Genomic DNA, 23,194 nt, shown 5'->3' with positions numbered 1-23,194 from the left:
CTGCGGCGGCGGGCGCCGAGCCGGCTGAGCCGCAGCCGATCATCGCGCGGCCCTACCCCGAGCGGGTGGGCGCCAAGGGCTCGTACCTCAGCATGATGCTGCGGACCACCGACCCCAAGGTCATCGGTCGCATGTACCTCGTGACCTCGCTCGCCTTCTTCGCGCTGGGCGGCGTGATGGCGCTGCTGATGCGCATCGAGCTGGCCCGTCCCGGGCGGCAGTTCCTGTCGCAGGAGCAGTACAACCAGCTGTTCACGATGCACGGCACGATCATGCTGCTGTTCTTCGCGACCCCGATCGTGTTCGCGTTCGCGAACCTGGTGCTGCCGCTGCAGATCGGGTCGCCCGACGTCGCGTTCCCCCGCTTGAACGCCTTCTCCTACTGGCTGTACCTGTTCGGCGCCATCACCGCGACCTCGGGCTTCTTCACCCCGAACGGCGCGGCCGACTGGGGCTGGTACGCCTACTCACCGCTGACCAACGGCGTGAACTCGCCGGGCGCCGGCGCGGACCTCTGGATCCTGGGCCTGGCCATCTCCGGCCTGGGCACGATCCTCGGTGGCGTCAACATGGTCACCACCGTCATCACGCTGCGTGCCCCGGGCATGACCATGTTCCGGATGCCGATCTTCACCTGGAACATCCTGGTGACGTCGCTGCTCGTGCTGCTCGCGTTCCCGATCCTCACCGCGGCGCTGCTCGTGCTGTACTCCGACCGGCATCTGCACTCGCAGGTGTTCGAGGCCAACAACGGCGGCGCCATCCTGTGGCAGCACCTGTTCTGGTTCTTCGGGCACCCCGAGGTGTACATCATCGCGCTGCCGTTCTTCGGCATCGTCACCGAGATCATCCCGGTCTTCAGTCGAAAACCGTTGTTCGGCTACAAGGGCATGGTGCTGGCGACGCTGTCGATCGCCGCGCTGTCGCTGACCGTGTGGGCGCACCACATGTTCACCACCGGCGCCGTGCTGCTGCCGTTCTTCAGCGTGATGACATTCCTCATCGCGGTGCCCACCGGCATCAAGTTCTTCAACTGGATCGGCTCGATGTGGCGTGGGGCGGTCACCTTCGAGACACCCATGCTGTTCTCGGTCGGGTTCCTCGTCACGTTCCTGTTCGGTGGTCTGACCGGCGTCATGCTGGCCAGCCCGCCCATCGACTTCCACGTCGCCGACAGCTACTTCGTCATCGCGCACTTCCACTACGTGCTGTTCGGCACGATCGTGTTCGCCGTCTACGGCGGGATCTACTTCTGGTTCCCGAAGTTCACCGGCCGGTACCTGGACGAGCGGCTGGGCAAGTTCCACTTCTGGCTGACCTTCGTCGGGTTCCACATGACGTTCCTGGTGCAGCACTGGCTCGGCGCCGAGGGCATGCCGCGCCGGTACGTCGACTACCTGCCGACGGACGCGTTCAACCACTCCTTCTGGGGCGGGATGACGCTGAACATGATCTCCTCGATCGGCTCGTTCGTCCTCGGGGTGTCGCTGCTGCCGTTCGTCTACAACGTCTACAAGAGCTACCGTTTCGGCGAGATCGTGACCGCCGACGACCCGTGGGGCCACGGCAACTCCCTCGAGTGGGCTACCTCCAGCCCGCCGCCGCGGCACAACTTCACCTCCATCCCGCGGATCCGCTCCGAGCGTCCCGCGTTCGAGGCGCACTACCCGCACCTGCTGGAGCGCCTGGAGCGTGAGGCGCACGCCGGCGGCCGTCGGCACAACCCCGAGGCCAAGTCGCTGGCCACGTCCATCTCCGGCACGGGCGGCTCGCGCCAGGGGCAGAGGGACGTCGACCCGGGCAGCTAGCCGTCGTGGAGCCCACCTCTGTTCTGGCCACCATCTCCGGACGCGACCGTCCCGGGGTCACGGCCTGGTTCTTCGCGGCCCTGGCCGCACATGATGTCGAGGTCCGCGACATCGAGCAGGTGGTCATCCAGGACCGGCTGATCCTGGCCGTGCTGATCGAGCTGCGCGGTGACCCGGCGGCGCTGCGGCAGTCCATCACCCACGCCTCCGACGCCCTCGGCATGGAGTGCGAGGTCGTGGTGGCCGAGCAGCCCGGCATCACCGCCGTGCCCGCCGAGCAGGGCGGCCGCAGCCACGTGATCATGATGGGGCGACCGCTGCGGCCCGGTGCGGTCAGCCACGTCGCCCAGTGCATCGCCGACCTCGGCGCGAACATCGAGTCGGTCTCGCAGCTGGCCACCGAGCCGGTGTCCAGCATCGAGCTGCTCGTCCGCAGTCCCGACCCACTCGCGCTGCGCGCAGCGCTCATCCGGGCGTCCGACGACACCGGCGTCGACATCGCCGTCGAGCCCGCCGGCCTGCGGCGTCGCGCCAAACGGCTGGTCGTGCTCGACGTCGACTCGACGCTCATCCGGGACGAGGCCATCGACGTCCTGGCCGAACGGGCCGGGGTCGGCGACGAGGTCTCCGAGATCACCGCGCGGGCGATGGCCGGCGAGCTGGACTTCGCCGAATCGTTACGGGCGCGGGTGGCGCTGCTCGCTGGGCTGACCGCCGCCGACCTGGCCGCGGTCCGCGACTCGCTCGAGCTCACCCCGGGAGCCCGGACGTTCGTCCGCACGCTGCGTCGCGTCGGCTGTCACGTCGGTGTCGTCAGCGGCGGGTTCACCTTCGTCACCGACCGCTTCGTCGCCGAGCTCGACCTGGATTTCGCGGCGGCCAACGTCCTGGAGGTCGTCGACGGCCGGGTCACCGGCCGCCTGCTCGGCGAGCTCGTCGACCGTCCGGGCAAGGCCGAGGCGTTGCGGCGCTTCGCCGAGCGCTTCGGGGTGCCGCTCTCGCAGACGGTCGCGGTCGGCGACGGTGCGAACGACATCGACATGCTCGAGACGGCCGGGCTCGGGGTGGCGTTCAACGCCAAGTCGGCGCTGCGGGCCGCGGCCGACACGTCGGTGACCCTGCCCTACCTCGACACGGTCCTGTTCGTGCTCGGCATCAGCGGCGACGAGGTCGCCGAGGCGATCGCCGCCGACGACGCCTGACCGCCCGCTTGTCGGTTCGGCGCACCCCCCCGCCTTCTGCCGTGTCGTGGCTCGGTCGCGACGTGAATCCGAGCCACCAGACGGCATAAGCGTCGCCCGCTGACGGGCTGACGAGTGCGAGTGTGGGGCGAGGCCGAGGGGTCAGGCGCGGCGGGGGCCGATGAGCGCGCCCACCGCCGCGAGCAGGAAGCCGCCCAGCGCCAGGTAGAACGCCGGGCCGGTGTGCTTGAGGTAGTCGGTGTAGTCCGGTCCGCCGCCGCCGGGGATCTTCGAGGCGTCGACGAGTTTGATGGCCAGGAACGTGATCAGGATGCCGGCCGCTCCGAGGACGGCGCCGATGATGCGCAGGGCGACCGCGGCCGGGCTCGGCAGGTTCGCGGCCACCGCCACGAGCACGACGACGACGAGCAGCACCCACGCCAACCAGCCGAAGTAGGCCTTGGCGACGCCGGCCGCCGCGCCCACCTTGTCGTAGGCGTCGACCTGGTCCTTGACCTTCGAGAACGACGAGTCGCCGCCGTCCTTGTACCAGTGGGTGGCGGTGAAGGCGATGACCAACGCGATCGCGCCGAGGGCGGCCAGCGCCGCACCGACGATGCCGAAACTCTGCCGCTGCGGCCCGTACCCGCCGTAGCCCGCGCCGTAGCCAGGGCGGCCGTACTGCGGTGCGCCGTACCCCGGTGGTGCGTACTGCGGCTGGCCATAACCAGGCTGACCGTAGCCGGGCTGGCCGTACTGCGGCCCGCCGTAGGGCGACTGTCCGTACCCACCTGAGCTCATGGGGGCAACGTAGCGCTGCGCGACGGCCGACGTAAGCCGAGATCGCGGGATCAGACCTTACGAGGTCCTATCCCGGCCCCGACGCCGATCAGCAGGTAGGCGATGACGAGCAGGTAGAACCCGACCCGCGCGTCCTTGATCACCTCGGTGTAGGACGGCCCGAAACCGAACTGCAGGGCGAGGAAGCTGAGGCCCGCGGCGGCGATGCCCACGACGACGCCGACGACCCGCGCGATCCGCAGGGCGGGTGACGGGAAGCTGGCCGCGACCGCGGCCACGACCGCCACGATGAGGAACGCCCAGGCCAGCCAGCCGAAATAGGCCGACGCGAAGCCGTTCGCGCGGTCGCCGGCGTTGTCGAGCAGGTTGTCGGTGTCGCTGAAGCTGACGCCGTTCTTGAACCAGTCGAGACCGGTGAGGGCCACGATGCCGACGATGCCACCGAGCAGGGCCAGCACGGTGCTGACGATGCCGAACGCCTGGTCGCTGGCGGCGCCGAACGGGTTGGCGGTGGAGTCGGCGAACCGAGGCCGCTGCTGCCCCTGCGCCGGCTGCTGGTAGCCCGGCTGCTGCCCGTACTGCGGCGGCTGGGCCTGCTGCCGGGGTATGCGACGCGTCCGGTCGTTCTGCGGGTCGTCCCACTGACTCATGGCGAGGAACTTACCCGGCCGACTGCAGGGAATCGCGGACGACGGCCCCTCGCGCTCAGCTGCGGACGATGGGCTCGCCGTGCAGCGCGATGCCGGCCTCGCGGAATTCGGCCACGGCCGACTCGGTGGATTCGGCGGCCACACCGGCCGTGAGATCGAGGCGGACCTCGGTCGAGAAGCCGAGGCGGGCGGCGTCCAGGGCGGTGGCGCGCACGCAGTAGTCGGTGGCGATGCCGACGATCTCCACGGTGTCGACGCCGTGCTCCCGCAACCAGTCGGCCAGCGATGTGCCGTCGTAGGAGGCCTCGAAGCCCGAGTACGCCGCCTCGTACTCACCCTTGTCGAACACGACCTCGAGCAGGGACGCGTCGAGGTCCGGGTGCAACGACACCCCCGACGTCCCTACGACGCAGTGCGGGGGCCACGAGGCCTGGAAGTCGGGATGATCGGAGAAGTGGTCGCCCGGATCGACGTGGTGGTCCCGGGTGGCGACGGCGTGCTCGTACCCGCCACCGGCCAGCCGGCTGCTCACCCCGCGCGCGACCTCGGTGCCGCCCGGCACGGCGAGTGAACCGCCCTCGCAGAAGTCGTTCTGGACATCGACCACGATGACTGCCTTCGTCATCCCGCAAGTCTACGTACCGGGCATTTCGCACGGTCCGGACGGCCGGTGGGTCAGCCCGACGGCGTCACGACGCGGGTGGGCAGGGCCGGCTCGCCGCGCGAGAGCTTCAGCCCGTCCCACGGCAGCGTCACCAGGGCGCGCGCCAGGTGCTCGCGCGCCTGCTCGAGGGTCGGCAGGCCCGCGACCCGTTCGCCGGCGCGCACGAACGGCGTCTGCAGCGCTGTCTCACCCGGGCCGGGGGACGCGGGGCCGGCCACCACGATCTCCTCCACGGCGGTGCCCGAGTCCTTGTGCGCGCGCAACGCGGTCTTGCGGCCGCCGCGGCTCTGCTTGTGCGCCGAGCGCTTGGCCACCGGACGCCCGTCGACCTCGACGAGCTTGTAGACCATGCCGGCGGTGGGCGCGCCGGAACCCACGACGACCGCGGTGCCGGCGCCGTAGGAGTCGACAGGACGTGCGGCCAGCGCCGCGATCGCGAACTCGTCCAGGTCGCCGCTGAGCACGATCCGGGTGTTCGGGTTGCCGAGGCGGTCGAGCTGGGCGCGCGCCTGGTCGGCGAGCACGCCCAAGTCGCCCGAGTCGATGCGCACGGCGCCGAGCTCCGGCCCGGCAACCTCGACGGCCAGCTCGATGCCGCGCGTGATGTCGTAGGTGTCGACCAGCAGCGTGGTGCCGGGGCCGGACGCCGCCACCTGCGCCGCGAACGCCTCCCGCTCGTCGTCGTGCACCAGGGTGAACGCGTGGGCGGCCGTCCCCGCCGTCGGGATGCCGTAGCGGTGCGCCGCCTCGAGGTTGGAGGTGGTGGTGAAGCCGGCGAGGTAGGCGGCCCGCGCCGCGGCCACCGCGGACTGCTCGTGCGTGCGCCGGGAGCCCATCTCGATGAGCGGCCGCCCGCCCGCCGCGGTGACCATGCGTGCGGCCGCGGCGGCGATGGCGCAGTCGTGGTTGAGCACCGAGAGGGTCAGCGTCTCGAGGATGACCGCGTCGGCGAAGCTCCCGCTGACGGTGAGGACCGGCGAGTCCGGGAAGTACAGCTCGCCCTCGCGGTAGCCGTCGATGTCGCCGCCGAACCGGTACTCGGCGAGGTGGTCGGCTGTGCGGTCGTCGACCACGCCCGTCGCCAGCAGCATCTCGAGTTGGTCCGGGTCGAAGGTGAAGTCGGCGACGGCGTCGAGCAGGCGTCCGGTACCGGCGACGACGCCGTACCGCCGCCCTTCGGGCAGCCGCCGCGCGAAGACCTCGAAGACGCAGTGCCGGTCCGCGGTGCCGTCGCGCAGCGCCCCCTGCAGCATGGTGAGTTCGTAGCGGTCGGTGAGCAGACCCGTCGTCATCACACGATGGTGTCAGAGCGCTCGGCGGTGTCGGAGCGGTCGGCGGTGTCGGTGCGCTCGGTGTCCTGGCGCCGCGCCGCCCGGGCCGGCGACGGCGCGACCACCGCACCCAGCGCGAGCAGCGCGTAACCGGCGTAGGCCGACCACAGACCCGAGCCGGCGTTGTGCAGCACGCCATGGGCTCCGGCGCCGGCGACCCGCTGCGCGTCGAACAGCTGGGCCAGCGCGTAGTAGGTGAGCGCGATGCCCACCACCCCGGCCAGGAAGCCCAGCAGGCGCAGCAACCCGGCCATCGGCGACGGCACCCGTGCGGCCAGGGCCAGGAGGACTGTGACGGCCACGAGCCCCCACGCCAGCCGGTCGAAGTAGGAGGCGGCGACCGGGGCGCTGAGCTGGTCGGCATTGCCGTGCAGGTCGCCGAAGGTGAACCCGTCGCCGGCGGAGTCCGCACCCGAGTCGACCGAGTACCAGTGCAGCGTGACGAACGACACCGCCGTTGCGACCACGCCGGCCAGCAACAGGATCAGGCCCAGGACGTCGAGCGTCGGCCGGGACTCGGAAGGCACGTCGTGAACGTAACCGAGGTCCCGGCCGCCGACCACCGGAGCGACGTCGCACCCGCCGTCGACGCCCCCGGGCCGTGCCACCATGGACGCATGGCAGGCACGCTGACGCCGCAACGCGAGACCACCGAGGAGATCGCGCCGGACCTGTCCGCCGACCCGGACCGACCCTGGATCACCATCGTCTGGAACGACCCGATCAACCTGATGTCCTACGTCACCCACGTGTTCATGACCGTGTTCGGCTACGAGAAGGCCAAGGCCGAGAAACTGATGATGGACGTCCACCAGAAGGGCCGCGCCATCGTCTCGTCCGGCACCCGCGAGCGGATGGAGCTCGACGTCAACACCCTGCACGGATACGGCCTGTGGGCCACGCTGGAACAGCAGACATGAAGGTGACGCACCGGCGCGGTGGCCTGCGCCTGCGTCTCGACCCGGTCGAGGTCGAGATCCTCATGACGCTGCTCGGCGAGCTCGACGAGACCGCCCGCTCGACCGACAACGACGACCCGGTGGTCGCCCGCCTCTACCCCTCGGCGCACCCCGACGACGTCGACGCCGCGCTCGCGTTCCGGGAGCTCACCGAGGCCGGGTTGCGGGACGACCGGGTGGCCCGCATCGCCGCCTGCACCGCCGACCTCGCCGGCGGTCGCGACCTCGACCTCACCGACCCGACCGACGCCACCCGGTGGATCCAGGTGCTCAACGACCTGCGCCTCGCCCTCGGGACCCGCCTGGGCGTCACCGAGGACGACGGCGACGTCGACGTCACCGATCCCGAGCAGCAGTCGCGCGTCGTCTACCACTGGCTGACGGCGGTGCAGGACACCGTGGTCACGAGCCTGCACCCCTGAGCCCGCCGGTAGGCTCGGATCCCGTGCTGCGCATCGACCGGGCGATCCACGACCAGATCGTCGACCACGCCCGTCGCGACCACCCCGACGAGGCGTGCGGCATCGTCGCCGGGCCGGAGGGCACCGACCGTCCCGAGCGGTTCGTGCCCATGCTCAACGCCGCCCGTTCGCCGACGTTCTACGAGTTCGACTCCGCGGACCTGCTGGCGCTCTACCGCGACCTCGACGCCAGGGACGAGGAGCCGGTGGTCGTCTACCACTCGCACACGGCCACCGAGGCCTACCCGTCGCGGACGGACGTGTCCTACGCCTCGGAACCCAACGCGCACTACGTCCTGGTCTCGACCCGGTCCGACGACGAGACCGAGTTCCGCTCCTACCGGATCGTCGACGGGACGGTCACCGAGGAGCCCGTCGAGGTCGTCTGACCACTTTTCCGGCCCGGATGGGACGATATCGGTCGGTCCCCGTGTTGACGCGGACAGACGCACGACCAACAGACAGGAGCACGCATCGCTATGGCCATCGAGGTCAAGATCCCGACGATCCTGCGCACCTACACCGGCGGCGAGAAGACCGTCGAGGGAAAGGGCGACACGCTCTCGGCCCTCATCGACGACCTGGACGCCAGCCACGCCGGCATCAAGGGACGTCTCATCACCGACGAGGGCGGCCTGCACCGCTTCGTCAACATCTACGTCAACGACGAGGACGTCCGCTTCACCGGCTCGCTGGACACCGCGCTGAAGGACGGCGACTCGGTCACCGTCCTGCCCGCGGTCGCGGGCGGCTGACCGGCCCAGGCCCGACATGGCTCGCTACGACTCGCTGATCGACGCGCTGGGGGACACCCCGCTCGTCGGTCTGCCGACCCTGTCCCCCCGGTGGGACGGCGAGCACCCGGTGCGGCTGTGGGCCAAGCTCGAGGACCGCAACCCCACCGGGTCCATCAAGGACCGCGCCGCGCTGGCCATGATCGAGGCCGCGGAGGCCGACGGACGGCTAACGCCGGGGTGCACCATCCTCGAGCCGACGTCCGGCAACACCGGCATCTCGCTGGCCATGGTGGCCAAGCTGCGCGGCTACGGCCTGGTGTGCGTCATGCCCGAGAACACGTCCGTCGAGCGGCGCCAGCTGCTCGAGATGTTCGGCGCGCGCATCATCTCCTCACCGGCCGCGGGCGGGTCCAACCAGGCCGTGGCCACCGCGAAGCAGCTGGCCGAGCAGTATCCCGACTGGGTGATGCTCTACCAGTACGGCAACCCCGCGAACGCCCAGGCGCACTACGAGTGCACCGGTCCGGAGCTGCTGCGCGACCTGCCGACCATCACGCACTTCGTCGCCGGGCTGGGCACCACGGGCACGCTGATGGGCGCCGGCCGCTACCTGCGAGAGAAGGTGCCGGACGTCCAGATCGTGGCCGCCGAGCCGCGCTACGGCGAACTCGTCTACGGCCTGCGCAACATCGACGAAGGCTTCGTGCCCGAGCTCTACGACGACACCGTGCTCACCCGCCGCTTCTCGGTGACGTCCTACGACGCCCTGCGCCGGACCCGCGACCTCATCGACTCCGAGGGCATCTTCGCCGGTATCTCCACCGGCGCGATCCTGCACGCAGCGCTCTCGATCGCCGAGAAGATCGGCCCGGACGAGCGCGCCGACGTCGCCTTCGTGGTGTGCGACGGCGGCTGGAAGTACCTGTCGACCGGGGCCTACACCGGCACCCTGCAGCAGGCCGCCGAGCGGCTCGAGGGCGAGCTCTGGGCCTGAGCCGGCCCTGATCGGTGCGAACTAACCGGGCCGCCGGCTGCGAACATAAGAGTGTGCGGTCCCGGATCCCCATCGGTTGGTTGATCGGGATCCTGACTGCCTTCGTGGCGGTCGGCGTCGGCGAGGCCGTCGCCGTGCTCGTGCGACCCGCCGCCGCCCCGCTGATCGCGGTCGGCAACCGGGTCATCGTGCTGACCCCGGAGTCCTGGAAGCACTACCTGATCGGCCAGGTCGGCACCGAGGACAAGCGGTACCTGATCGTCGGCATCTGCGTGGTGCTCGGCCTGGTCGCCGCGCTGGCCGGCGAGCTCGCGCTGCGCCGCGTCTGGGTCGGCCTGCTCGGCGTCGCGGTCATCGGCGGGTTCGCCGTCTACTGCGCGGCCACGGCACCGGCCGCCCGCGGCAGCGACGTCGTCCCCAGCCTCGTCGGCGCGGTCGTCGCCGCGGCCGTGCTCGTCGGGCTGGTGCGCCTCGCCCGGCCCGGACACGCGCCCGACGGGCGTGCCGCACCCCTGCTGGCCGACCGCCGGCTCTTCCTCGCCGGGTCGGGCGCCGCCGCCGCACTGGCCGCCCTCGCCGGGTTCGGCGGCCGCGCCGCCCAGCATGCCCGCTTCGACGTCACCGCCGAACGGCGCAAGGTCGCCCTGCCCGCGGCCGCCAACCGCTCGACGGCGCCGACGGGCACCGACCTGGGCAAGAGCGGGGTGCCGTGGCGCACGCCGAACAAGCAGTTCTACCGCATCGACACCGCGTTGACGGTGCCCCAGATCGACCCCGACTCGTGGCACCTGCGCATCCACGGCCTCGTCGACCACCCGATGACGCTGTCGTTCAAGGACCTGCTGGCCCGCGAGCTCGAGGACCACTGGGTCACCCTCAACTGCGTCAGCAATGAGGTGGGCGGCCAGCTCGTCAGCAACGCCCTGTTCCGCGGCGCGCGCCTCGACGCGCTGCTGCGCGAGGCCGGCGTGCAGTCCGGCAGCGACCAGCTCCTCATGCGCTCCGAGGACGGCATGACCATCGGGGCGCCGACGAAGGCGGTCATGGACGGACGGGCGGCGCTGCTCGCGGTCGGCATGAACGGGGTCGCACTGCCCGTCGAGCACGGTTTCCCGGTGCGGGTCGTCGTGCCCGGCCTGTACGGCTACATCTCGGCCTGCAAGTGGGTCGTCGACATCGAGGCCACCACCTTCGCCGCGCACCAGGCGTACTGGGTGCGCGGCGGCTGGGTGAAGGACGCGCCGATCCGGATCGCGTCGCGCATCGACCGGCCGAGCTTCAACGAGGTCCTCGACGCGGGGGAGCCGTACGCGATCGCCGGCGTGGCGTGGGACCAGCACGTGGGCATCGCGAAGGTCGAGGTGCAGATCGACGGCGGGCCCTGGCTGGCCGCCCGGCTCGCCAAGGTCCCGTCGGACGACACCTGGCGGCAGTGGGTCTACGCGTGGACGCCGGAGAAGTCCGGGCGCTACACGATCAAGGTGCGGGCCACGGACGCACACGGCCGCGTCCAGGACGCAAAGGTGCGCGACACGTTCCCGTCCGGGTCCTCGGGCCTGCACTCGGTGTCCGGGCACGTCGTCGTCTGAGGCGCCCGGCGCTCATTCCTCCAGCACGTGCAGCAGCCGGCGCAGGGCCGCATCGAGGCGCCGCCGCTCGGTCGGGCTCAGCGCGTCGAGCAGCTGCCGCTCGTTGGCGGTGTGCGCGTCGAGCGCCTCGTCGACGAGGGCGCGGCCCGCGGGGGTCAGGGTGACGAGCACGCTGCGCCGGTTCACCGGGTCGTGGGCGCGCTGGACGTGGCCGCCGGCCTCGAGGCGGTCGAGGCGGTTCGTCATCGCGCCCGGCGACAGGATCAGCAGGCGGGACATCGTCGTCGGCGTCATGGTGAACGGCTCGCCCTGCCGGCGCAGCGTGGCCAGCACGTCGAACTCACCCCGGCCGAGTCCGCGTTCGGCCAGGACCCGATCGATGAGCGGCGCCAGCAGCAGCCCGACCCGGGTCAGGCGACCGACCGTGCCCATGGCGTCGTAGGCCTCGTCGTCGAGGTCGGGACGCGCGGAACGCCACTCGGCGACCATGTTGTCGATGATGTCCGGGTCGCCCATTCGCGCACTGTAGTTCACCGTCCAAAGATTCGACGCCGAACCGTGGCCTGTCCGCCCGGGGTGGGTGGAGAGCGGACCTTAGGCTCGACGCATGAGCTCGCCGGCGCGCCGTCCGATGCCGCACCGCCCGGCGCCCGCCCCGACGGGTCGCGTGCAGCCGGACGGCAGCCACGAGCGGTCGAGGCGGGTACGGGCACCGGGCCGCCGACCGGACCGACCGGGCCGACCGGACCGACCGGGCCGACCTGGCCGACCTGGCCGCCAGCTGCCGGCCGCCACGAGCTGGAGCGGCGCGATCGTGTTCATGCTCGGCCTCGCCGCGGTCCTCTGGATCGTGCAGATCGTCAACGCCCACGACGGGTATGACCTGAACCGCTTCGGCCTGCGACCGCGCACGACCGGCGGGCTGTGGGGCGTGCTCGCCATGCCGTTCCTGCACGTGAGCTGGGGCCACCTGCTGTCCAACACCGCGCCGTTCGTGCTCATCGGGTGGGTGGTGCTGCTCGGCGGCGTGCGCCTGTGGGCCCTCGTGACGCTGACGATCGTGCTCGTCGGCGGCCTGCTGACGTGGCTGGTCGGGCCGGGGAACACCGTCATCGTCGGCGCCAGCGCGCTCGTGTTCGGCTGGATCGGCTACCTCGTCGCCCGGGCCTACGTGTCCCGCCGGATCCGCTGGATCGTGTCGACCGCCCTGGTCCTGATCTTCTTCGGCACCCTGCTCTACGGCCTGGTGCCGGTGGCGCACTCGCACGTCTCCTGGCAGGCCCACGTCTGCGGGTTCGTCACCGGGGCGGCGGTCGGGGCGGCCCTGCACACCCGCGGGGGCGCGCGGCGACGGTGGCGGCGCGGCGTCAGCCCGTGACCGCGCCGTATCGTGGCGTCGTGGCTTCCATCAGCACCTCCCGGCGCGATGCCCCGATCGGCATGGTCGACTCCGGCGTCGGTGGCCTGACCGTCGCCCGCGCTGTCCTCGACCAGCTGCCGCACGAGTCGCTGCACTACGTCGGCGACACCGCGCACAGCCCCTATGGGCCGCAGCCGATCGCCGACGTCCGCCGACACGCGCTGGCCGTCATGGACGACCTCGTCGAGACCGGCGTCAAGGCCCTGATCATCGCCTGCAACAGCGCGTCGTCGGCCTGCCTGCGCGACGCGCGCGAGCGCTACGACGTGCCCGTGGTCGAGGTCGTCATGCCCGCAGTGCGCCGGGCCGTCGCCGCCACCCGCAACGGACGGGTCGGCGTCATCGGCACCACCGTCACCATCACCAGCGGCGCGTACCAGGACGCGTTCGAAGCCGCGGCCGGTGTCGAGGTGTACGCCGCCGCGTGCCCCCGCTTCGCGGAGTTCGTCGAGCGTGGTGTCACCAGCGGCCGGCAGCTGCTCGGCCTCGCCGAGTCCTACCTCGCGCCACTCAATGCGGCCGGCGTCGATACGCTCGTACTGGGTTGCACGCACTACCCGATGTTGACGGGTTTGCTGTCGGTGGTCATGGGTGACACCGTCACGCTGGTGTCGAGTGCCGAGGAAACGGCGAAGGATGTGTTCCGCATGCTGATGGCGCGTGATCTGCTCCGCAGCGACGAGGCCCCGCCGCCTCGGCACGACTTCCGTGCCACCGGCGCGGACGCTCCGTTCCGCCGGCTCGGCCACCGGTTCCTGGGGCCGCAGATCGAGGCGTCGGCCGCCGAGACCGGCGCGTCGCTGTGACGGCCGCAGGCTCCGGCTTCAAGCTCACCGTGCTCGGCTGCTCGGGCAGCGTGCCGGGCCCGGACTCTCCTGCTTCCGGCTACCTGCTCGAGGCCGACGGGTACCGGCTCGTGCTCGATCTCGGCCACGGCGCCTTCGGGGCGCTGCAGCAATACCTCGACCCGGCCGACGTCGACGCGATCGTCATCTCCCACCTGCACGCCGACCACTGCATCGACCTCACCGCCTACATCGTGGGTCTGCGCTACGGCGGCGAGGGCTACCGGTTGCGCGGACCGGAGAAGCGGATCCCGCTCGTCGGCGTGCCCGGCACCCGTGACCGGCTCGAGGCCGCCTACGACCCGCTCGCGCGCAAGCTCGGCCTGCACGAGCTGTTCTCCTTCGCCACGCCGACGGCGGGCGAGCTCGGGCCCTTCTCGCTGTCGTACGCGCCGATGAACCACCCGACGCCCACCAACGGCGTCCGCATCGCCTGGAACGACCGCTCGCTCGTCTACTCCGCCGACACGGGGGAGTCGCCCGAGCTGGTGGCCCTCGCCGACGCCGCCGACGTGCTGCTGTGCGAGGCCTCCATCGCACCGGACGAGCCGTTCGTGCCGGACCTGCACCTGACGGGGCGGATGGCCGGCGAGCACGCCGACAAGGCCGGTGTCGACCGGCTGATCGTCACGCATGTGCCGCCGTGGAACTCCCGCCAGGTCGCCGCCGACGAGGCCGCCGACGCGTTCCATGGTGTCGTCGAGATCGCGACGCCCGGCGCCGAGTTCTGGGTCTAGCCGTTTCGCTTGCGTCGGGTCGTAGTAGCACGCAGGCGCTCGGTATCGCCGACTTCGCGCTCGTGAGCTCGCAGCAAGACGAGTTGTGAGTCCGACCGTCAGACGGCGATGACGTGGCACCCGGCGCTACGCAGTCGTTCTAACTCGTTCGGGTGTGCACGCGAGTCGGTGACGACGACGTCCACGTCGGAGATCGGGCAGATGCGAGCGAGGGCAATGCGCCCCAACTTGCTCGCATCCGCCAACACGATCGTGCGTTGTGCCTGTTGGGTCATGGTGGAGTTGACGGCGGCACCGGCGGGGTCGTAGCCCGTCGCGCCAACTTCGGCGTCTACTCCGTCTACGCCGACAACGGCGACGTCGATGTTGTACGTAGCCACCAAAGCCTCGGCCGCTCGACCCACCGTCTCGTGGCTACTGGGCCGGACCTCACCGCCGGCGAGATACACGCGGATGGCGGGGTTGGTCACCAGTTCGTTCGCGACACTGAGAGCGTTGGTGACGACGCTCGCCGTGCCAGTCTCGCGGTAGGCGCGGGCAAACTCGATCATCGTGGTTCCGCCGGTCATCCCAACCACCCGAGCGTCGTCGAGCAAGGCCATCGCGCGGCGCGCGATCCGGCGCTTCTCCTGGAGGTCTTGGGCGGTCTTGAGTCCGAGCGGAAGGTCATTGAAGGCGTCGTGGGCGCGGGCTCCGCCGTGGGTGCGCTGAACTAATTGTTGACGTTCGAGGTAGGCCAGATCACGGCGGATGGTGGGTTCCGACACTTCTAAAGCGGCGGCTAGGTCGGCGACCTGAACGGCGCCACTCTTCGCGACTCTGCCGACGATCTCGTTGAGGCGTCGGGCGCGCTGCACACTCGGGACGGTAGCACCAGCAGCGCTGCGGCTGGGCGCGTCCGCTCGGGCGACGACCGGCCTATGACACCGTGAACGCGCAGAACGGTGAGCGTTTGACCGAGCCGCTGGTCCTATCGTGCGCGTTCGCCGTCCAGTGGACGCGCACCTGTTGCCCCTGGGCCAACCGTCGTGTGAGCCTCGACTGCATGTCCTTGGTCTGGTGTCGGAGCCGGCGCGTCGCAACGGTTCTCACGCTCGTGGCGACCGTGCTGTTGGTCCTCGCCGCGTGCTCCGGGCCGCAACCATCCTCGCGCACACGGGGCGTCACCATCACGGTTGCCGACTTCTTCCCTGCTCCACCCGCCAGCACACTCGCCGAGTTCACCAAGCAGACCGGCATCAAGGTGAACTGGACGACGGTCGACTTCGACAGTCTGCAGACCAAGATTGCTACGTCGGCGGTGGCGAACACCTATTTCGCCGATGTCACCGATGTCGACTGGTCGCGGGTGGGACAACTGGCCCGGCTGAAGTGGTTTTACCCGATGGAGACTCTGCTCGACGCCGACCAGTTGCGTTCGACGATGCCGCAGCTGCGTTCGTTCGAGGTCGGCGGTCACCTCATCGGGGTTCCTTTCGACGCGTCGTTTCTCGTGACCACGGTCAACACGGCGGTGTTCCGGAAGGCCGGGATCACCACGATGCCGACGACCATCAGCCGGTACACCGACGACCTCAAGAAGATCAAGGCCGCCGGGGTCGTCAAGTACCCCCTCGACATCCCGTTCGCCGCCGCCGAGGGCCTGTCGACGTATTGGTACCAAACCACCGCGGCGTTCGGCGGTTCCGTGCTCGACGCGAAGCAGCGCCCGCAGTTCACGGCAACCGGCTCAGCTGGTCACCGCGCGGCTCAGTGGATGGTCGACGCGATTCGTAAGGGTCTTGTGCCGCCGGGCAATATCAACGTGTCTGACACGCAGGGGCAGGCGACGCTGATGGCCAAGGGCCAGGTCGCGAGCGTGTTCGGTGATTACTCCGGGAACGTCGGCAGTCTCTACAACGTGCGGGACTCGTCGACCGTCACCGGGAAGGTCGCCTACCTCCGTACGCCGGGCGTCAGCGCCACCGCGGGCAACGTCAGCAACCCTGACGGCCTGGGGATCCCGAAGCTGGCGAAGTACCCGCAGGCCGCGGCGAAGTTCATCCAGTGGGTGACCCAGCCGGACGTGCAGGCGGGGTTCGCGGGCGGCCAGGGGTCGTCTCGGGTGCTGTCGGGCTACTTCTTGCCTTCGCGCACCGCCGGTGTCACGAAGCTGATCCAGGCCAAAGCCCTCAGCGGCGGCGGCGTGCTCAGCGAGCTGCTGCGCAACAGCGCCCGGCCGGCGTTCCCCGGAGGCTCGCCGTCCTGGTATCCCGAGTTCTCCCGGGCGGTGTACTCCAACCTGCACGCGGCAGCGGCCGGGTCGGAGTCGGTGCAGGCGGCGTTGAACTCAATGGCGTCCACGGCCCGGAAGCTGGCCAAAGATGCCTGACCAACGCGGCCGCCGAAAGGACCGTCCATGACCGCGCACACCGCTTCGGCCCCGGCCGCTTCAACCCGGGGTCGCACACCACGCGACGGCCGTCCAAAGCGACACTTCGACCTGCTTCCCTACGCACTGGTCTCGCCGCTCACGATATTCATCCTGCTGCTGGCCCTGCTGCCGGCGGGCTTCACCATCGTGGAGTCGTTCTTCAAAGTACAGCCGCTGTACCCGCCGGTGCGGTTCAACGGCCTGGACAACTACCGCCGTCTGTTCAGTGACCCGACCATTCGCGACAGCATGTGGAACACGCTCCTGTACGTGCTCGTAGGCATTGCGCTGACGACGGTGCTGGGCGTGGCCATGGCCGTGGTCTTGCAGCGACCGTTCCGCGGCCGGGCCGTCGTCATCGCGGTCATGGTCCTGCCGTGGGCGCTGCCAGGTGTGGTTGAGGGCGTTGTGTGGAGTGGGATCTTCGATTCCAACAGTGGTTTCCTCAACAGCTTGCTCACATCGGTAGGTGTGTTCGACCACTATCACGTGTTCCTCGGTGAGCATCGGATCCAGACCGTTTTGCTCATCGAACTCGTCCAGGTGTGGCAGTTGACGCCCCTATCGGTCCTTCTGGTCCTGGCCAGTTTGCAGAACATCCCGGGCGATCTGTACGAGGCCGCGACACTGGACGGCAGCTCACCCTGGTCGACGTTCTGGCGGGTCACCCTGCCCCTCGCTCGGCCCGGTATCGCGATCGCGATGGTTCAAGCGTTGGTACAGACGCTCAACGTGTTCGACCAGCCGTACATCCTCAATGGCGCCGCAGCCGCCGGCGCCTCGGTCACCGAGCAGACCTACTTCGTCAGTTTCCAGAACCTCGATTTCGGTGAGGGATACGCATTGTCGTTGGTGATCACAATCGCCACGATCGTCCTCGGCCTGATCATCACCAAGCTCGTCTACCGGAAGGTGGAGTTCTGATGGCCCGCCACCAGTGGGGCCGCTGGGTTGGCGTTGTCCTGATTCTGGTGTGGTCGCTGTTCCCGTTGTACTGGGCTCTCAACTCCAGCCTGCAGACGAATGCACAGAATGCAGCGAGACCCTCGCATTACGTGCCGCCCACGCCGACGGTGCACAACTACTCGGCGCTGTTGTCCGGCTCAGGCAGCCTGCCCTCGTCGATCCGCCGCTCGACGCTGAACATCATGGTCGAGTGCTTGTTCGCCACGGTCATCACGGTCGTGCTCGCGACGCTCGCGGCTTACGCGTTCGCTCGGATCCGCTTCCGCGGCCGAGCGTTCTTGTTCGGCGTCGTTCTTGCGACCATGGCGTTCCCGCCGTACACGACGCTCATCCCCCTCTTCCGGATCCTCGCCAGCGTGCACCTGGTGAACACGTACACCGGCATCGTGCTCGTATACGTTTCCGGGTTCCTGCCGCTGGCTACATGGATCCTGCAGAACTACATGGCGAGTCTGCCGGTCGCCCTCGAGGAGGCGGGCCAGATCGACGGCGCGAGTCGGTTGCAGGTGCTCGGGCGTATCGTGCTGCCCCTCGCCCTACCCGGAATCATTTCCACCGCGATCATCACCTTCCTGTTCGCGTGGGCGCAGTTCCTGTTCCCGCTCGTGCTGTCCAGCGATTCTTCGACGCAGCCGCTCACGGTCGCGATCGCAGCGTTGCAGGGCCGGCACGTCGTGCCGTACACGATGCTCAGCGCGAGTGGCATCATCGCCGTCGCTGTGCCCGCCGTCATCGTCCTGCTGCTCAACCGCTTCATCGTGAGCGGCCTGCTCGCCGGTAGCGTCAAGTGAACGCACCGACGCTGGTCGCCGTTGATGTGGGTGGAACCGCCATCAAAGGCAGCGTCGGGTCCGGCCCGCCGCGCGCCTCTGACGAGGTCGTCCGCCGGCCCATTCCCGCGGACGATCCGCCAGCCGCGGTGGAAGCGGTCTTGGACGTGGTCGTGGAGTTGTGCGACCGGTCCGGAGAAGCAGCGGCCGTGGGCCTGGTCGTCCCCGGTCTCGTCGACGACGCTGCCGGCGTCGCTCGGTACTCGGAGAACATCGGTTGGCGCGACGTTCGTTTCCGCGACCTGGTCGGTGAGCGCACCGGCGTACCCGTGGGATTCGGCCACGACGTACGGGCCGGCGGACTCGCTGAACGGACAGTCGGTGCGGGCCACGACGTCGACGACCTGCTGTTCCTGCCGATCGGGGCGGGCATCTCCGGCGCGATGGTCGTCGAGGGTCGGATGCTGACCAATCCGTACGGTGGTGAACTCGGCCACGTCGACGTCGCCGGCGCCGAGGACTGTGTCTGCGGCGCCCACGGTTGCCTCGAGGCCGTCGCGTCCGCCTCCGCGATCGCCCGCCGCTACACACGCGCGACTGGCACGCCGGTGCGCGGTGCGGTCGACGTCCTGGCCGCCGCCGACCGAGGTGACAACGTCGCCGTGCAGGTGTGGGACGACGCAGTCGCGGCAATAGCTCGCGGGATCGTTATCTACGCCGGCCTGCTCGCACCCGAGGTCGTCGTCATCGGTGGCGGGCTGTCCCGCGCCGGTGATCGGCTCATCGATCCGCTTCGCACCCAGGTCCATCGCCTCGTGCGGATGCAACGCGAGCCGCGGATCGTCGCGTCGGCCCTCGGCGCTGACGCCGGTCGAGTGGGTGCGGCATTGCTCGCCCAACGGGCACTTGAGGCAGCGCGGCCCGCCTCGACCGCCATCACGACGAAGAGGAACGGTCCGTGAACGACACGCTGCTCGAGATCGTGCGCCGCCAGAAGGCCGGCGAGGCTGTCGGAATCACCTCGGTGTGCTCGGCGCACCCGCTGGTACTGCGGGCTGGGGTGGCGCAGGCGGTCGCGGACGGCACCACGGCCCTGATCGAGGCGACCAGCAACCAGGTTGACCAATTCGGCGGGTACACGGGACTGGTTCCGGCGCAGTTCCGCGATCTCGTGCACGGTCTGGCCGATCAGGTGGGTCTGCCCCGTGACCGCGTCGTGCTGGGCGGTGACCATCTGGGCCCCAACACCTGGCGGGGTCTACCCGCAGAGACGGCGATGAGCCGAGCCGAGGAACTTGTTGTCGCCTACGTCGAGGCGGGCTACGACAAGATCCACCTCGACTGCAGCATGGCGTGCGAGGACGACCCGCCCGAGCTAGCCGACGACGTCGTCGCGGCACGATCGGTGCAGTTGGCACGCGTCGCCGAGCGCGCAGCCGGACGACGGGGCGACGGGCCAGTGCCCATGTACGTCATCGGCACCGAGGTGCCGGTCCCGGGCGGTGCCCACCACGCAATCACGGCTTTGCAACCGACATCGGCGGCGGCCGCGCGGGCGACCCTGGCTGCGCACCGCGAGGCCTTCGACGTCGCCGGCCTCGACGACGCGTGGGCTCGGGTCATGGCCCTGGTCGTTCAGCCGGGAGTCGAGTTCGATTCGACCCGCGTGGTTGATTACGACCGGACATCAACGGTCGAGCTGCGGACGGTGCTCGACGACGCTCCCCACACCGTCTTCGAAGCGCATTCGACCGACTATCAGACCGTGGAACGGCTGACTGCCCTGGTTGCCGACCACTGGGCGGTTCTCAAGGTCGGACCGGGGTTGACCTTCGCCCTGCGCGAGGCCCTGTTCGCGTTGGCGGCGATCGAGAACGAGCTGGTGACTGGCCCTCGGCGATCCCGGTTGCCCGAAGTGGTGGAACAAACCATGGTCGCGGATCCGCACTGGTGGGACGGGTACTACCCCGGTGACGCCGAGACGCAGCGATTGGCCCGCCGCTACAGCTACAGCGACCGGCTGCGTTACTACTGGCCCGACGATCGGATCGTCGCTGCGGTTGACGTCCTGTTCGCGAACCTCGATCAGATCGAGATCCCTCTGCCGCTGCTGAGCGCATTCCTGCCTAAGCAGTACGCCCGCGTGCGGGAAGGCGTCCTCCTGGCCACCGCCCGCGACCTCGCGGTCGACCACGTCCGTGACGTCCTGCGCGACTACGCACGCGCCTGCAGTCCATCCCAGTGAGGAGCACTTCCGTGTCCGAGCCTTCTCCCACCGCCACCGCGCCGGGCGCCGATGCGACGACTCGCGAGATCCGGCAGCAACCCGAGCTCTGGCGCGAGGTAATCCACGACGGCGCGTCCTGGCAGCCCCAGGCAACGGCGTTTCTCGCACCGCTGCTGGACGCAAGCGAGAGCCGTATTGTGCTCACCGGTGCGGGAACTTCCGCGTTCGTCGGCGACATCCTCGCGCCCGCCCTGACCCGCGCCCTTGGCCGGCGGGTCGACGCCGTGCCCACCACCGACATCGTGTCGAACCCCCGCGGCGTGTTCGCCGAGGACGTGCCCACCGTCCTCGTGTCTTTCGCCCGTTCCGGCGACAGCCCGGAAAGTGTCGCCGCCACCCAACTCGCTGATCGACACCTGCGGAGCGTCCGCCACGTCGTCATCACCTGCAGCGACGAAGGCCGGTTGTACCGCGAACGCGTGGACGCGGACGATTCGCTGGTTCTGCTGATGCCGCCACGGGCCAACGACGAGGGCTTCGCCATGACCTCAAGTTTCACGAGCATGGTGCTAGCTGGCTGGCTTGCCCTGACAGGTCAGGTGTTGGACGACATCGCGGTCGACAAGCTCGTCGCGGCCGGATCCCACGCGGTGGACGACGGTTTCCGGACCGCAACCGAGCTGGCGGCGCGAGGGTACGACCGCGTCATCTATCTTGGCAGCGGGACGTTGACCGGCCTGGCGCACGAGTCGGCTCTCAAGCTGCTCGAACTCACCGCGGGTCGCACAGTCACGTACTTCGACTCTGCTCTGGGGTTCCGTCACGGCCCGAAGGCGGTGCTGGACGACCGCACGTTGGCCGTCGTCTACCTGTCCAACGACCCGTACACCCGGTTATACGACGAAGACATTGCTGCCGAACTCGGGCAAGCGATGGGGCCGGACCACGTGCTCGTCATCGGAACCGGCGAAAGGGTCGTGGGGAGGCGCGGACTGGTCGGTGGACTCGAGGACGTCGATGACGTGCTACTCACCTTGCCGTTCGTCGTCTACGCCCAAACCGTTGGCCTGCAATTCTCTCTTGCGGTCGGTGCCACGCCGGACAACCCCTTTCCCGGCGGCCTGGTGAACCGGGTGGTGCAGGGAGTGACTATCCACCCAGAATCCAGCTGACTGGCATCGAACGATGGGGCGTCGAAGGCATCAACGGGTGTCTCCGACCAGGTGGTGGTCGTCGCGTTCTCGGATGCCTGCGTTTCGCCGCCCTGGGCTGGCTCGCCGACCGAGCAGCGCTCGAGATCGCCGATTCTGTGCGTCCGACGACGCCGAGCGCTGAGTTGGGTGCGCGAGCAATATGCGCCGGACCGCGGTCACTAACCTCACGACACATTCGCGATCGGGGTCTCGATCAGCCAGCATGTACCCCATGACCAATGCCGAACCAGTCGACCTGTTCGTCGCAGGCCGCGCCGTTCTGGTCGAAAGCTCGAACCCACACGACCCGACCGCAGACGATCTGCAGGAGCTCGTCCAGGACCTGCGTGGCACAGCCGCTGGGTTCGGCTTGGATACGTTTCACGTGCCGGACGAGGTTCACGGCGCTGGCACGACGCTCTGGCACATGGTCTATGTGTGGCTCCCCGACGTCTCTGAGATCAAGGGCGAGCTGTATGGGTCACTAACGACAGCCGCGGCGGCCTATCTGGGCCGCTGGCGGAGGAAGCGACAACAGGAACGGAATAGGCCGGGCGAAGTCCGGTTCCTCTACGGCCCACACGGGGAGGTCCTTCGTCGCGTGACTGTGCACGCTAACGAGGACGACGTCACTGTGTCGGACGGCGAACAGGACGACATCGACAGTCGGCCTTTGCGATTCATGCGCCGGCATCAGTCCTAAGTTGCCGAACGAGACATGGGTTCGCGCTAAAGAGCTCGACGGCTTGCCGGGTGAATGGACGTTTCCTCTGTGGAGCCATCGAGCGGGCACCGTCGGGACCCACCTGCCCACGTATTACGAAGCGCTCGGTGACCACCGCGCCGTCCGGCATGCTGCCGAATTCATTGCGGATTTGGGGACCGCTGGCGGCCTCGACGAGCCCGGTACGACCAGCCCTCTTCGTTGATCTCCGGATGTGGTCATCGTGCTACGGAGCCTCAAATGGACTGCTCGAGCTCCCGGCGCCTGACGAGCGCTACGTCGGGGACCACGCGGTCACGGTCGTGGGTTTCGACGGATCGTTGTACCGCTTTAGGAATACCTGGGGCCGTGAGTGGGGAAACGAGGGCTTCGGGTACTTCCGCCACGAATACCTCCGCAAATACCTGACTGAGGCTTGGCTCAGCAGGGTCGCCATACTGGGTCCGCCGCCCTACCGCCGCATAACCGACGTCGACCGGGCTGACATGCAGGACCCGGCGCGGCAAAATGACCTTCGGACCGCATTTCGCGAGTCTTGGCTCTTGAGGCCAGACGGTGGGCGACTAACGATCGGTGGTCACCAGGCGCTTGCATGGCAACTGAGTTCCCTTCCCAGCTGGAGCCGCGCCCTCGCAGTCAGAATCGTTCCTGCGCTTAGTGAGCCACCTATGCACTTGACCCGCTTTGGTGGACACCTGATTCTGGCCGAGGGCCGGAGGAAGGA

Annotated in this window: 25 protein-coding genes; 18 read left to right on the top strand and 7 right to left on the bottom strand. The window is 69.3% G+C overall.

Annotated features, from left to right (window positions below):
* The first annotated feature begins 92 nt into the window (after nucleotides 1-92).
* Both ctaD and serB read left to right on the top strand, forming a co-directional pair.
* Entirely contained in the window at nucleotides 93-1,808 is a 1,716-nt protein-coding gene (gene ctaD / locus ACFFCA_RS09560) for a cytochrome c oxidase subunit I (RefSeq protein ID WP_375484234.1), read from the top strand.
* 5 nt (nucleotides 1,809-1,813) lie between these two features.
* Nucleotides 1,814-3,010 carry a phosphoserine phosphatase SerB gene (gene serB / locus ACFFCA_RS09555; RefSeq protein ID WP_375484122.1) on the top strand — a complete coding sequence of 399 codons (1,197 nt, stop codon included), beginning with the start codon at nucleotides 1,814-1,816 and terminating at the stop codon, nucleotides 3,008-3,010.
* A 141-nt stretch (nucleotides 3,011-3,151) separates the two neighbouring features.
* On the opposite strand, the gene ACFFCA_RS09550 is transcribed toward serB, so the two are convergent.
* From ACFFCA_RS09550 to ACFFCA_RS09530, 5 genes are read right to left on the bottom strand one after another with little or no spacing between them, the layout of a single operon-like run.
* Nucleotides 3,152-3,790: a hypothetical protein gene (locus ACFFCA_RS09550; RefSeq protein ID WP_375484120.1), complete on the bottom strand. Its 639-nt coding sequence runs from the start codon at nucleotides 3,788-3,790 to the stop codon at nucleotides 3,152-3,154.
* 50 nt (nucleotides 3,791-3,840) lie between these two features.
* Complete coding sequence (locus ACFFCA_RS09545) at nucleotides 3,841-4,440, bottom strand: hypothetical protein (RefSeq protein ID WP_375484118.1); 600 nt, start codon at nucleotides 4,438-4,440, stop codon at nucleotides 3,841-3,843.
* A 55-nt stretch (nucleotides 4,441-4,495) separates the two neighbouring features.
* On the bottom strand, nucleotides 4,496-5,065 hold the full coding sequence (locus tag ACFFCA_RS09540; RefSeq protein ID WP_375484116.1) for an isochorismatase family protein: 570 nt from the start codon (nucleotides 5,063-5,065) through the stop codon (nucleotides 4,496-4,498).
* A 50-nt stretch (nucleotides 5,066-5,115) separates the two neighbouring features.
* Nucleotides 5,116-6,396: a nicotinate phosphoribosyltransferase gene (locus ACFFCA_RS09535; RefSeq protein ID WP_375484114.1), complete on the bottom strand. Its 1,281-nt coding sequence runs from the start codon at nucleotides 6,394-6,396 to the stop codon at nucleotides 5,116-5,118.
* Entirely contained in the window at nucleotides 6,396-6,962 is a 567-nt protein-coding gene (locus tag ACFFCA_RS09530) for a hypothetical protein (RefSeq protein ID WP_375484113.1), read from the bottom strand. The genes ACFFCA_RS09535 and ACFFCA_RS09530 overlap by 1 nt, the downstream gene beginning before the upstream one ends.
* A gap of 90 nt (nucleotides 6,963-7,052) precedes the next feature.
* On the opposite strand from ACFFCA_RS09530, the gene clpS reads away from it, so the two are divergent.
* The 6 genes from clpS (at nucleotide 7,053) to ACFFCA_RS09500 (ending at nucleotide 11,175) form a co-directional block, all read left to right on the top strand.
* Nucleotides 7,053-7,355, top strand: a complete 303-nt coding sequence (clpS, locus tag ACFFCA_RS09525) for an ATP-dependent Clp protease adapter ClpS (protein ID WP_375484111.1) — start codon at nucleotides 7,053-7,055, stop codon at nucleotides 7,353-7,355.
* Nucleotides 7,352-7,816, top strand: coding sequence for a DUF2017 family protein (locus ACFFCA_RS09520; RefSeq protein ID WP_375484109.1), 465 nt, complete (start codon nucleotides 7,352-7,354; stop codon nucleotides 7,814-7,816). Before clpS ends, ACFFCA_RS09520 begins: the two co-directional genes overlap by 4 nt.
* Before the next feature lie 23 nt (nucleotides 7,817-7,839).
* Nucleotides 7,840-8,244 (top strand): Mov34/MPN/PAD-1 family protein, encoded by a 405-nt coding sequence (locus tag ACFFCA_RS09515; RefSeq protein WP_375484107.1) that lies wholly within the window; start codon nucleotides 7,840-7,842, stop codon nucleotides 8,242-8,244.
* A 90-nt stretch (nucleotides 8,245-8,334) separates the two neighbouring features.
* The gene (locus ACFFCA_RS09510; RefSeq protein ID WP_375484105.1) at nucleotides 8,335-8,610 is read left to right on the top strand and encodes a MoaD family protein; all 276 of its coding nucleotides are present in this window, start codon (nucleotides 8,335-8,337) and stop codon (nucleotides 8,608-8,610) included.
* A gap of 16 nt (nucleotides 8,611-8,626) precedes the next feature.
* On the top strand, nucleotides 8,627-9,586 hold the full coding sequence (locus ACFFCA_RS09505; protein ID WP_375484103.1) for a PLP-dependent cysteine synthase family protein: 960 nt from the start codon (nucleotides 8,627-8,629) through the stop codon (nucleotides 9,584-9,586).
* Between the two features lie 53 nt (nucleotides 9,587-9,639).
* Nucleotides 9,640-11,175, top strand: coding sequence for a molybdopterin-dependent oxidoreductase (locus tag ACFFCA_RS09500; RefSeq protein WP_375484101.1), 1,536 nt, complete (start codon nucleotides 9,640-9,642; stop codon nucleotides 11,173-11,175).
* A gap of 12 nt (nucleotides 11,176-11,187) precedes the next feature.
* On the opposite strand, the gene ACFFCA_RS09495 is transcribed toward ACFFCA_RS09500, so the two are convergent.
* On the bottom strand, nucleotides 11,188-11,691 hold the full coding sequence (locus ACFFCA_RS09495) for a MarR family winged helix-turn-helix transcriptional regulator (RefSeq protein ID WP_375484099.1): 504 nt from the start codon (nucleotides 11,689-11,691) through the stop codon (nucleotides 11,188-11,190).
* A 304-nt stretch (nucleotides 11,692-11,995) separates the two neighbouring features.
* Between ACFFCA_RS09495 and ACFFCA_RS09490 the strand changes: the two genes are divergently transcribed.
* From ACFFCA_RS09490 to ACFFCA_RS09480, 3 genes are all read left to right on the top strand, one after another.
* Entirely contained in the window at nucleotides 11,996-12,553 is a 558-nt protein-coding gene (locus ACFFCA_RS09490) for a rhomboid family intramembrane serine protease (protein ID WP_375484098.1), read from the top strand.
* 62 nt (nucleotides 12,554-12,615) lie between these two features.
* Complete coding sequence (gene murI, locus ACFFCA_RS09485; RefSeq protein WP_375484232.1) at nucleotides 12,616-13,401, top strand: glutamate racemase; 786 nt, start codon at nucleotides 12,616-12,618, stop codon at nucleotides 13,399-13,401.
* The gene (locus ACFFCA_RS09480) at nucleotides 13,398-14,177 is read left to right on the top strand and encodes an MBL fold metallo-hydrolase (RefSeq protein WP_375484096.1); all 780 of its coding nucleotides are present in this window, start codon (nucleotides 13,398-13,400) and stop codon (nucleotides 14,175-14,177) included. Before murI ends, ACFFCA_RS09480 begins: the two co-directional genes overlap by 4 nt.
* 98 nt (nucleotides 14,178-14,275) lie before the next feature.
* Here the strand turns inward: ACFFCA_RS09480 and ACFFCA_RS09475 are convergent, their stop codons facing one another.
* Nucleotides 14,276-15,034, bottom strand: coding sequence for a DeoR/GlpR family DNA-binding transcription regulator (locus ACFFCA_RS09475; protein ID WP_375484094.1), 759 nt, complete (start codon nucleotides 15,032-15,034; stop codon nucleotides 14,276-14,278).
* Between the two features lie 239 nt (nucleotides 15,035-15,273).
* On the opposite strand from ACFFCA_RS09475, the gene ACFFCA_RS09470 reads away from it, so the two are divergent.
* The 7 genes from ACFFCA_RS09470 (at nucleotide 15,274) to ACFFCA_RS09440 (ending at nucleotide 22,449) form a co-directional block, all read left to right on the top strand.
* Nucleotides 15,274-16,548 carry an ABC transporter substrate-binding protein gene (locus ACFFCA_RS09470; protein ID WP_375484092.1) on the top strand — a complete coding sequence of 425 codons (1,275 nt, stop codon included), beginning with the start codon at nucleotides 15,274-15,276 and terminating at the stop codon, nucleotides 16,546-16,548.
* Between the two features lie 27 nt (nucleotides 16,549-16,575).
* The gene (locus ACFFCA_RS09465) at nucleotides 16,576-17,514 is read left to right on the top strand and encodes a carbohydrate ABC transporter permease (RefSeq protein WP_375484090.1); all 939 of its coding nucleotides are present in this window, start codon (nucleotides 16,576-16,578) and stop codon (nucleotides 17,512-17,514) included.
* Entirely contained in the window at nucleotides 17,514-18,347 is an 834-nt protein-coding gene (locus ACFFCA_RS09460; protein ID WP_375484088.1) for a carbohydrate ABC transporter permease, read from the top strand. Before ACFFCA_RS09465 ends, ACFFCA_RS09460 begins: the two co-directional genes overlap by 1 nt.
* Complete coding sequence (locus ACFFCA_RS09455; RefSeq protein ID WP_375484086.1) at nucleotides 18,344-19,288, top strand: ROK family protein; 945 nt, start codon at nucleotides 18,344-18,346, stop codon at nucleotides 19,286-19,288. Before ACFFCA_RS09460 ends, ACFFCA_RS09455 begins: the two co-directional genes overlap by 4 nt.
* The gene (locus ACFFCA_RS09450) at nucleotides 19,285-20,571 is read left to right on the top strand and encodes a D-tagatose-bisphosphate aldolase, class II, non-catalytic subunit (protein ID WP_375484084.1); all 1,287 of its coding nucleotides are present in this window, start codon (nucleotides 19,285-19,287) and stop codon (nucleotides 20,569-20,571) included. Before ACFFCA_RS09455 ends, ACFFCA_RS09450 begins: the two co-directional genes overlap by 4 nt.
* Nucleotides 20,572-20,582: 11 nt before the next feature.
* A complete protein-coding gene (locus ACFFCA_RS09445) occupies nucleotides 20,583-21,725 on the top strand; it encodes an SIS domain-containing protein (protein ID WP_375484082.1) in 1,143 nt (380 codons plus the stop codon).
* A gap of 253 nt (nucleotides 21,726-21,978) precedes the next feature.
* Nucleotides 21,979-22,449, top strand: coding sequence for a hypothetical protein (locus tag ACFFCA_RS09440; protein WP_375484080.1), 471 nt, complete (start codon nucleotides 21,979-21,981; stop codon nucleotides 22,447-22,449).
* Nucleotides 22,450-23,194 lie beyond the last annotated feature (745 nt).

The organism is uncultured Jatrophihabitans sp., from assembly GCF_964252635.1.
Classification (GTDB): domain Bacteria; phylum Actinomycetota; class Actinomycetes; order Mycobacteriales; family Jatrophihabitantaceae; genus Jatrophihabitans.
The sequence above is the reverse complement of the archived record's forward strand: the minus strand, read 5'-3'. Positions and strand labels throughout refer to the sequence as shown.

Coding starts and splice junctions, on each gene's coding strand:
- ctaD (WP_375484234.1), top strand. CDS start 93: ATGATGCTGCGGACCACCGACCCCAAGGTCATCGGTCGCATGTACCTC.
- ACFFCA_RS09550 (WP_375484120.1), bottom strand. CDS start 3,790: ATGAGCTCAGGTGGGTACGGACAGTCGCCCTACGGCGGGCCGCAGTAC.
- ACFFCA_RS09545 (WP_375484118.1), bottom strand. CDS start 4,440: ATGAGTCAGTGGGACGACCCGCAGAACGACCGGACGCGTCGCATACCC.
- ACFFCA_RS09540 (WP_375484116.1), bottom strand. CDS start 5,065: ATGACGAAGGCAGTCATCGTGGTCGATGTCCAGAACGACTTCTGCGAG.
- ACFFCA_RS09535 (WP_375484114.1), bottom strand. CDS start 6,396: ATGACGACGGGTCTGCTCACCGACCGCTACGAACTCACCATGCTGCAG.
- clpS (WP_375484111.1), top strand. CDS start 7,053: ATGGCAGGCACGCTGACGCCGCAACGCGAGACCACCGAGGAGATCGCG.
- ACFFCA_RS09520 (WP_375484109.1), top strand. CDS start 7,352: ATGAAGGTGACGCACCGGCGCGGTGGCCTGCGCCTGCGTCTCGACCCG.
- ACFFCA_RS09510 (WP_375484105.1), top strand. CDS start 8,335: ATGGCCATCGAGGTCAAGATCCCGACGATCCTGCGCACCTACACCGGC.
- ACFFCA_RS09505 (WP_375484103.1), top strand. CDS start 8,627: ATGGCTCGCTACGACTCGCTGATCGACGCGCTGGGGGACACCCCGCTC.
- ACFFCA_RS09495 (WP_375484099.1), bottom strand. CDS start 11,691: ATGGGCGACCCGGACATCATCGACAACATGGTCGCCGAGTGGCGTTCC.
- ACFFCA_RS09490 (WP_375484098.1), top strand. CDS start 11,996: ATGCTCGGCCTCGCCGCGGTCCTCTGGATCGTGCAGATCGTCAACGCC.
- murI (WP_375484232.1), top strand. CDS start 12,616: ATGGTCGACTCCGGCGTCGGTGGCCTGACCGTCGCCCGCGCTGTCCTC.
- ACFFCA_RS09465 (WP_375484090.1), top strand. CDS start 16,576: ATGACCGCGCACACCGCTTCGGCCCCGGCCGCTTCAACCCGGGGTCGC.
- ACFFCA_RS09460 (WP_375484088.1), top strand. CDS start 17,514: ATGGCCCGCCACCAGTGGGGCCGCTGGGTTGGCGTTGTCCTGATTCTG.
- ACFFCA_RS09440 (WP_375484080.1), top strand. CDS start 21,979: ATGACCAATGCCGAACCAGTCGACCTGTTCGTCGCAGGCCGCGCCGTT.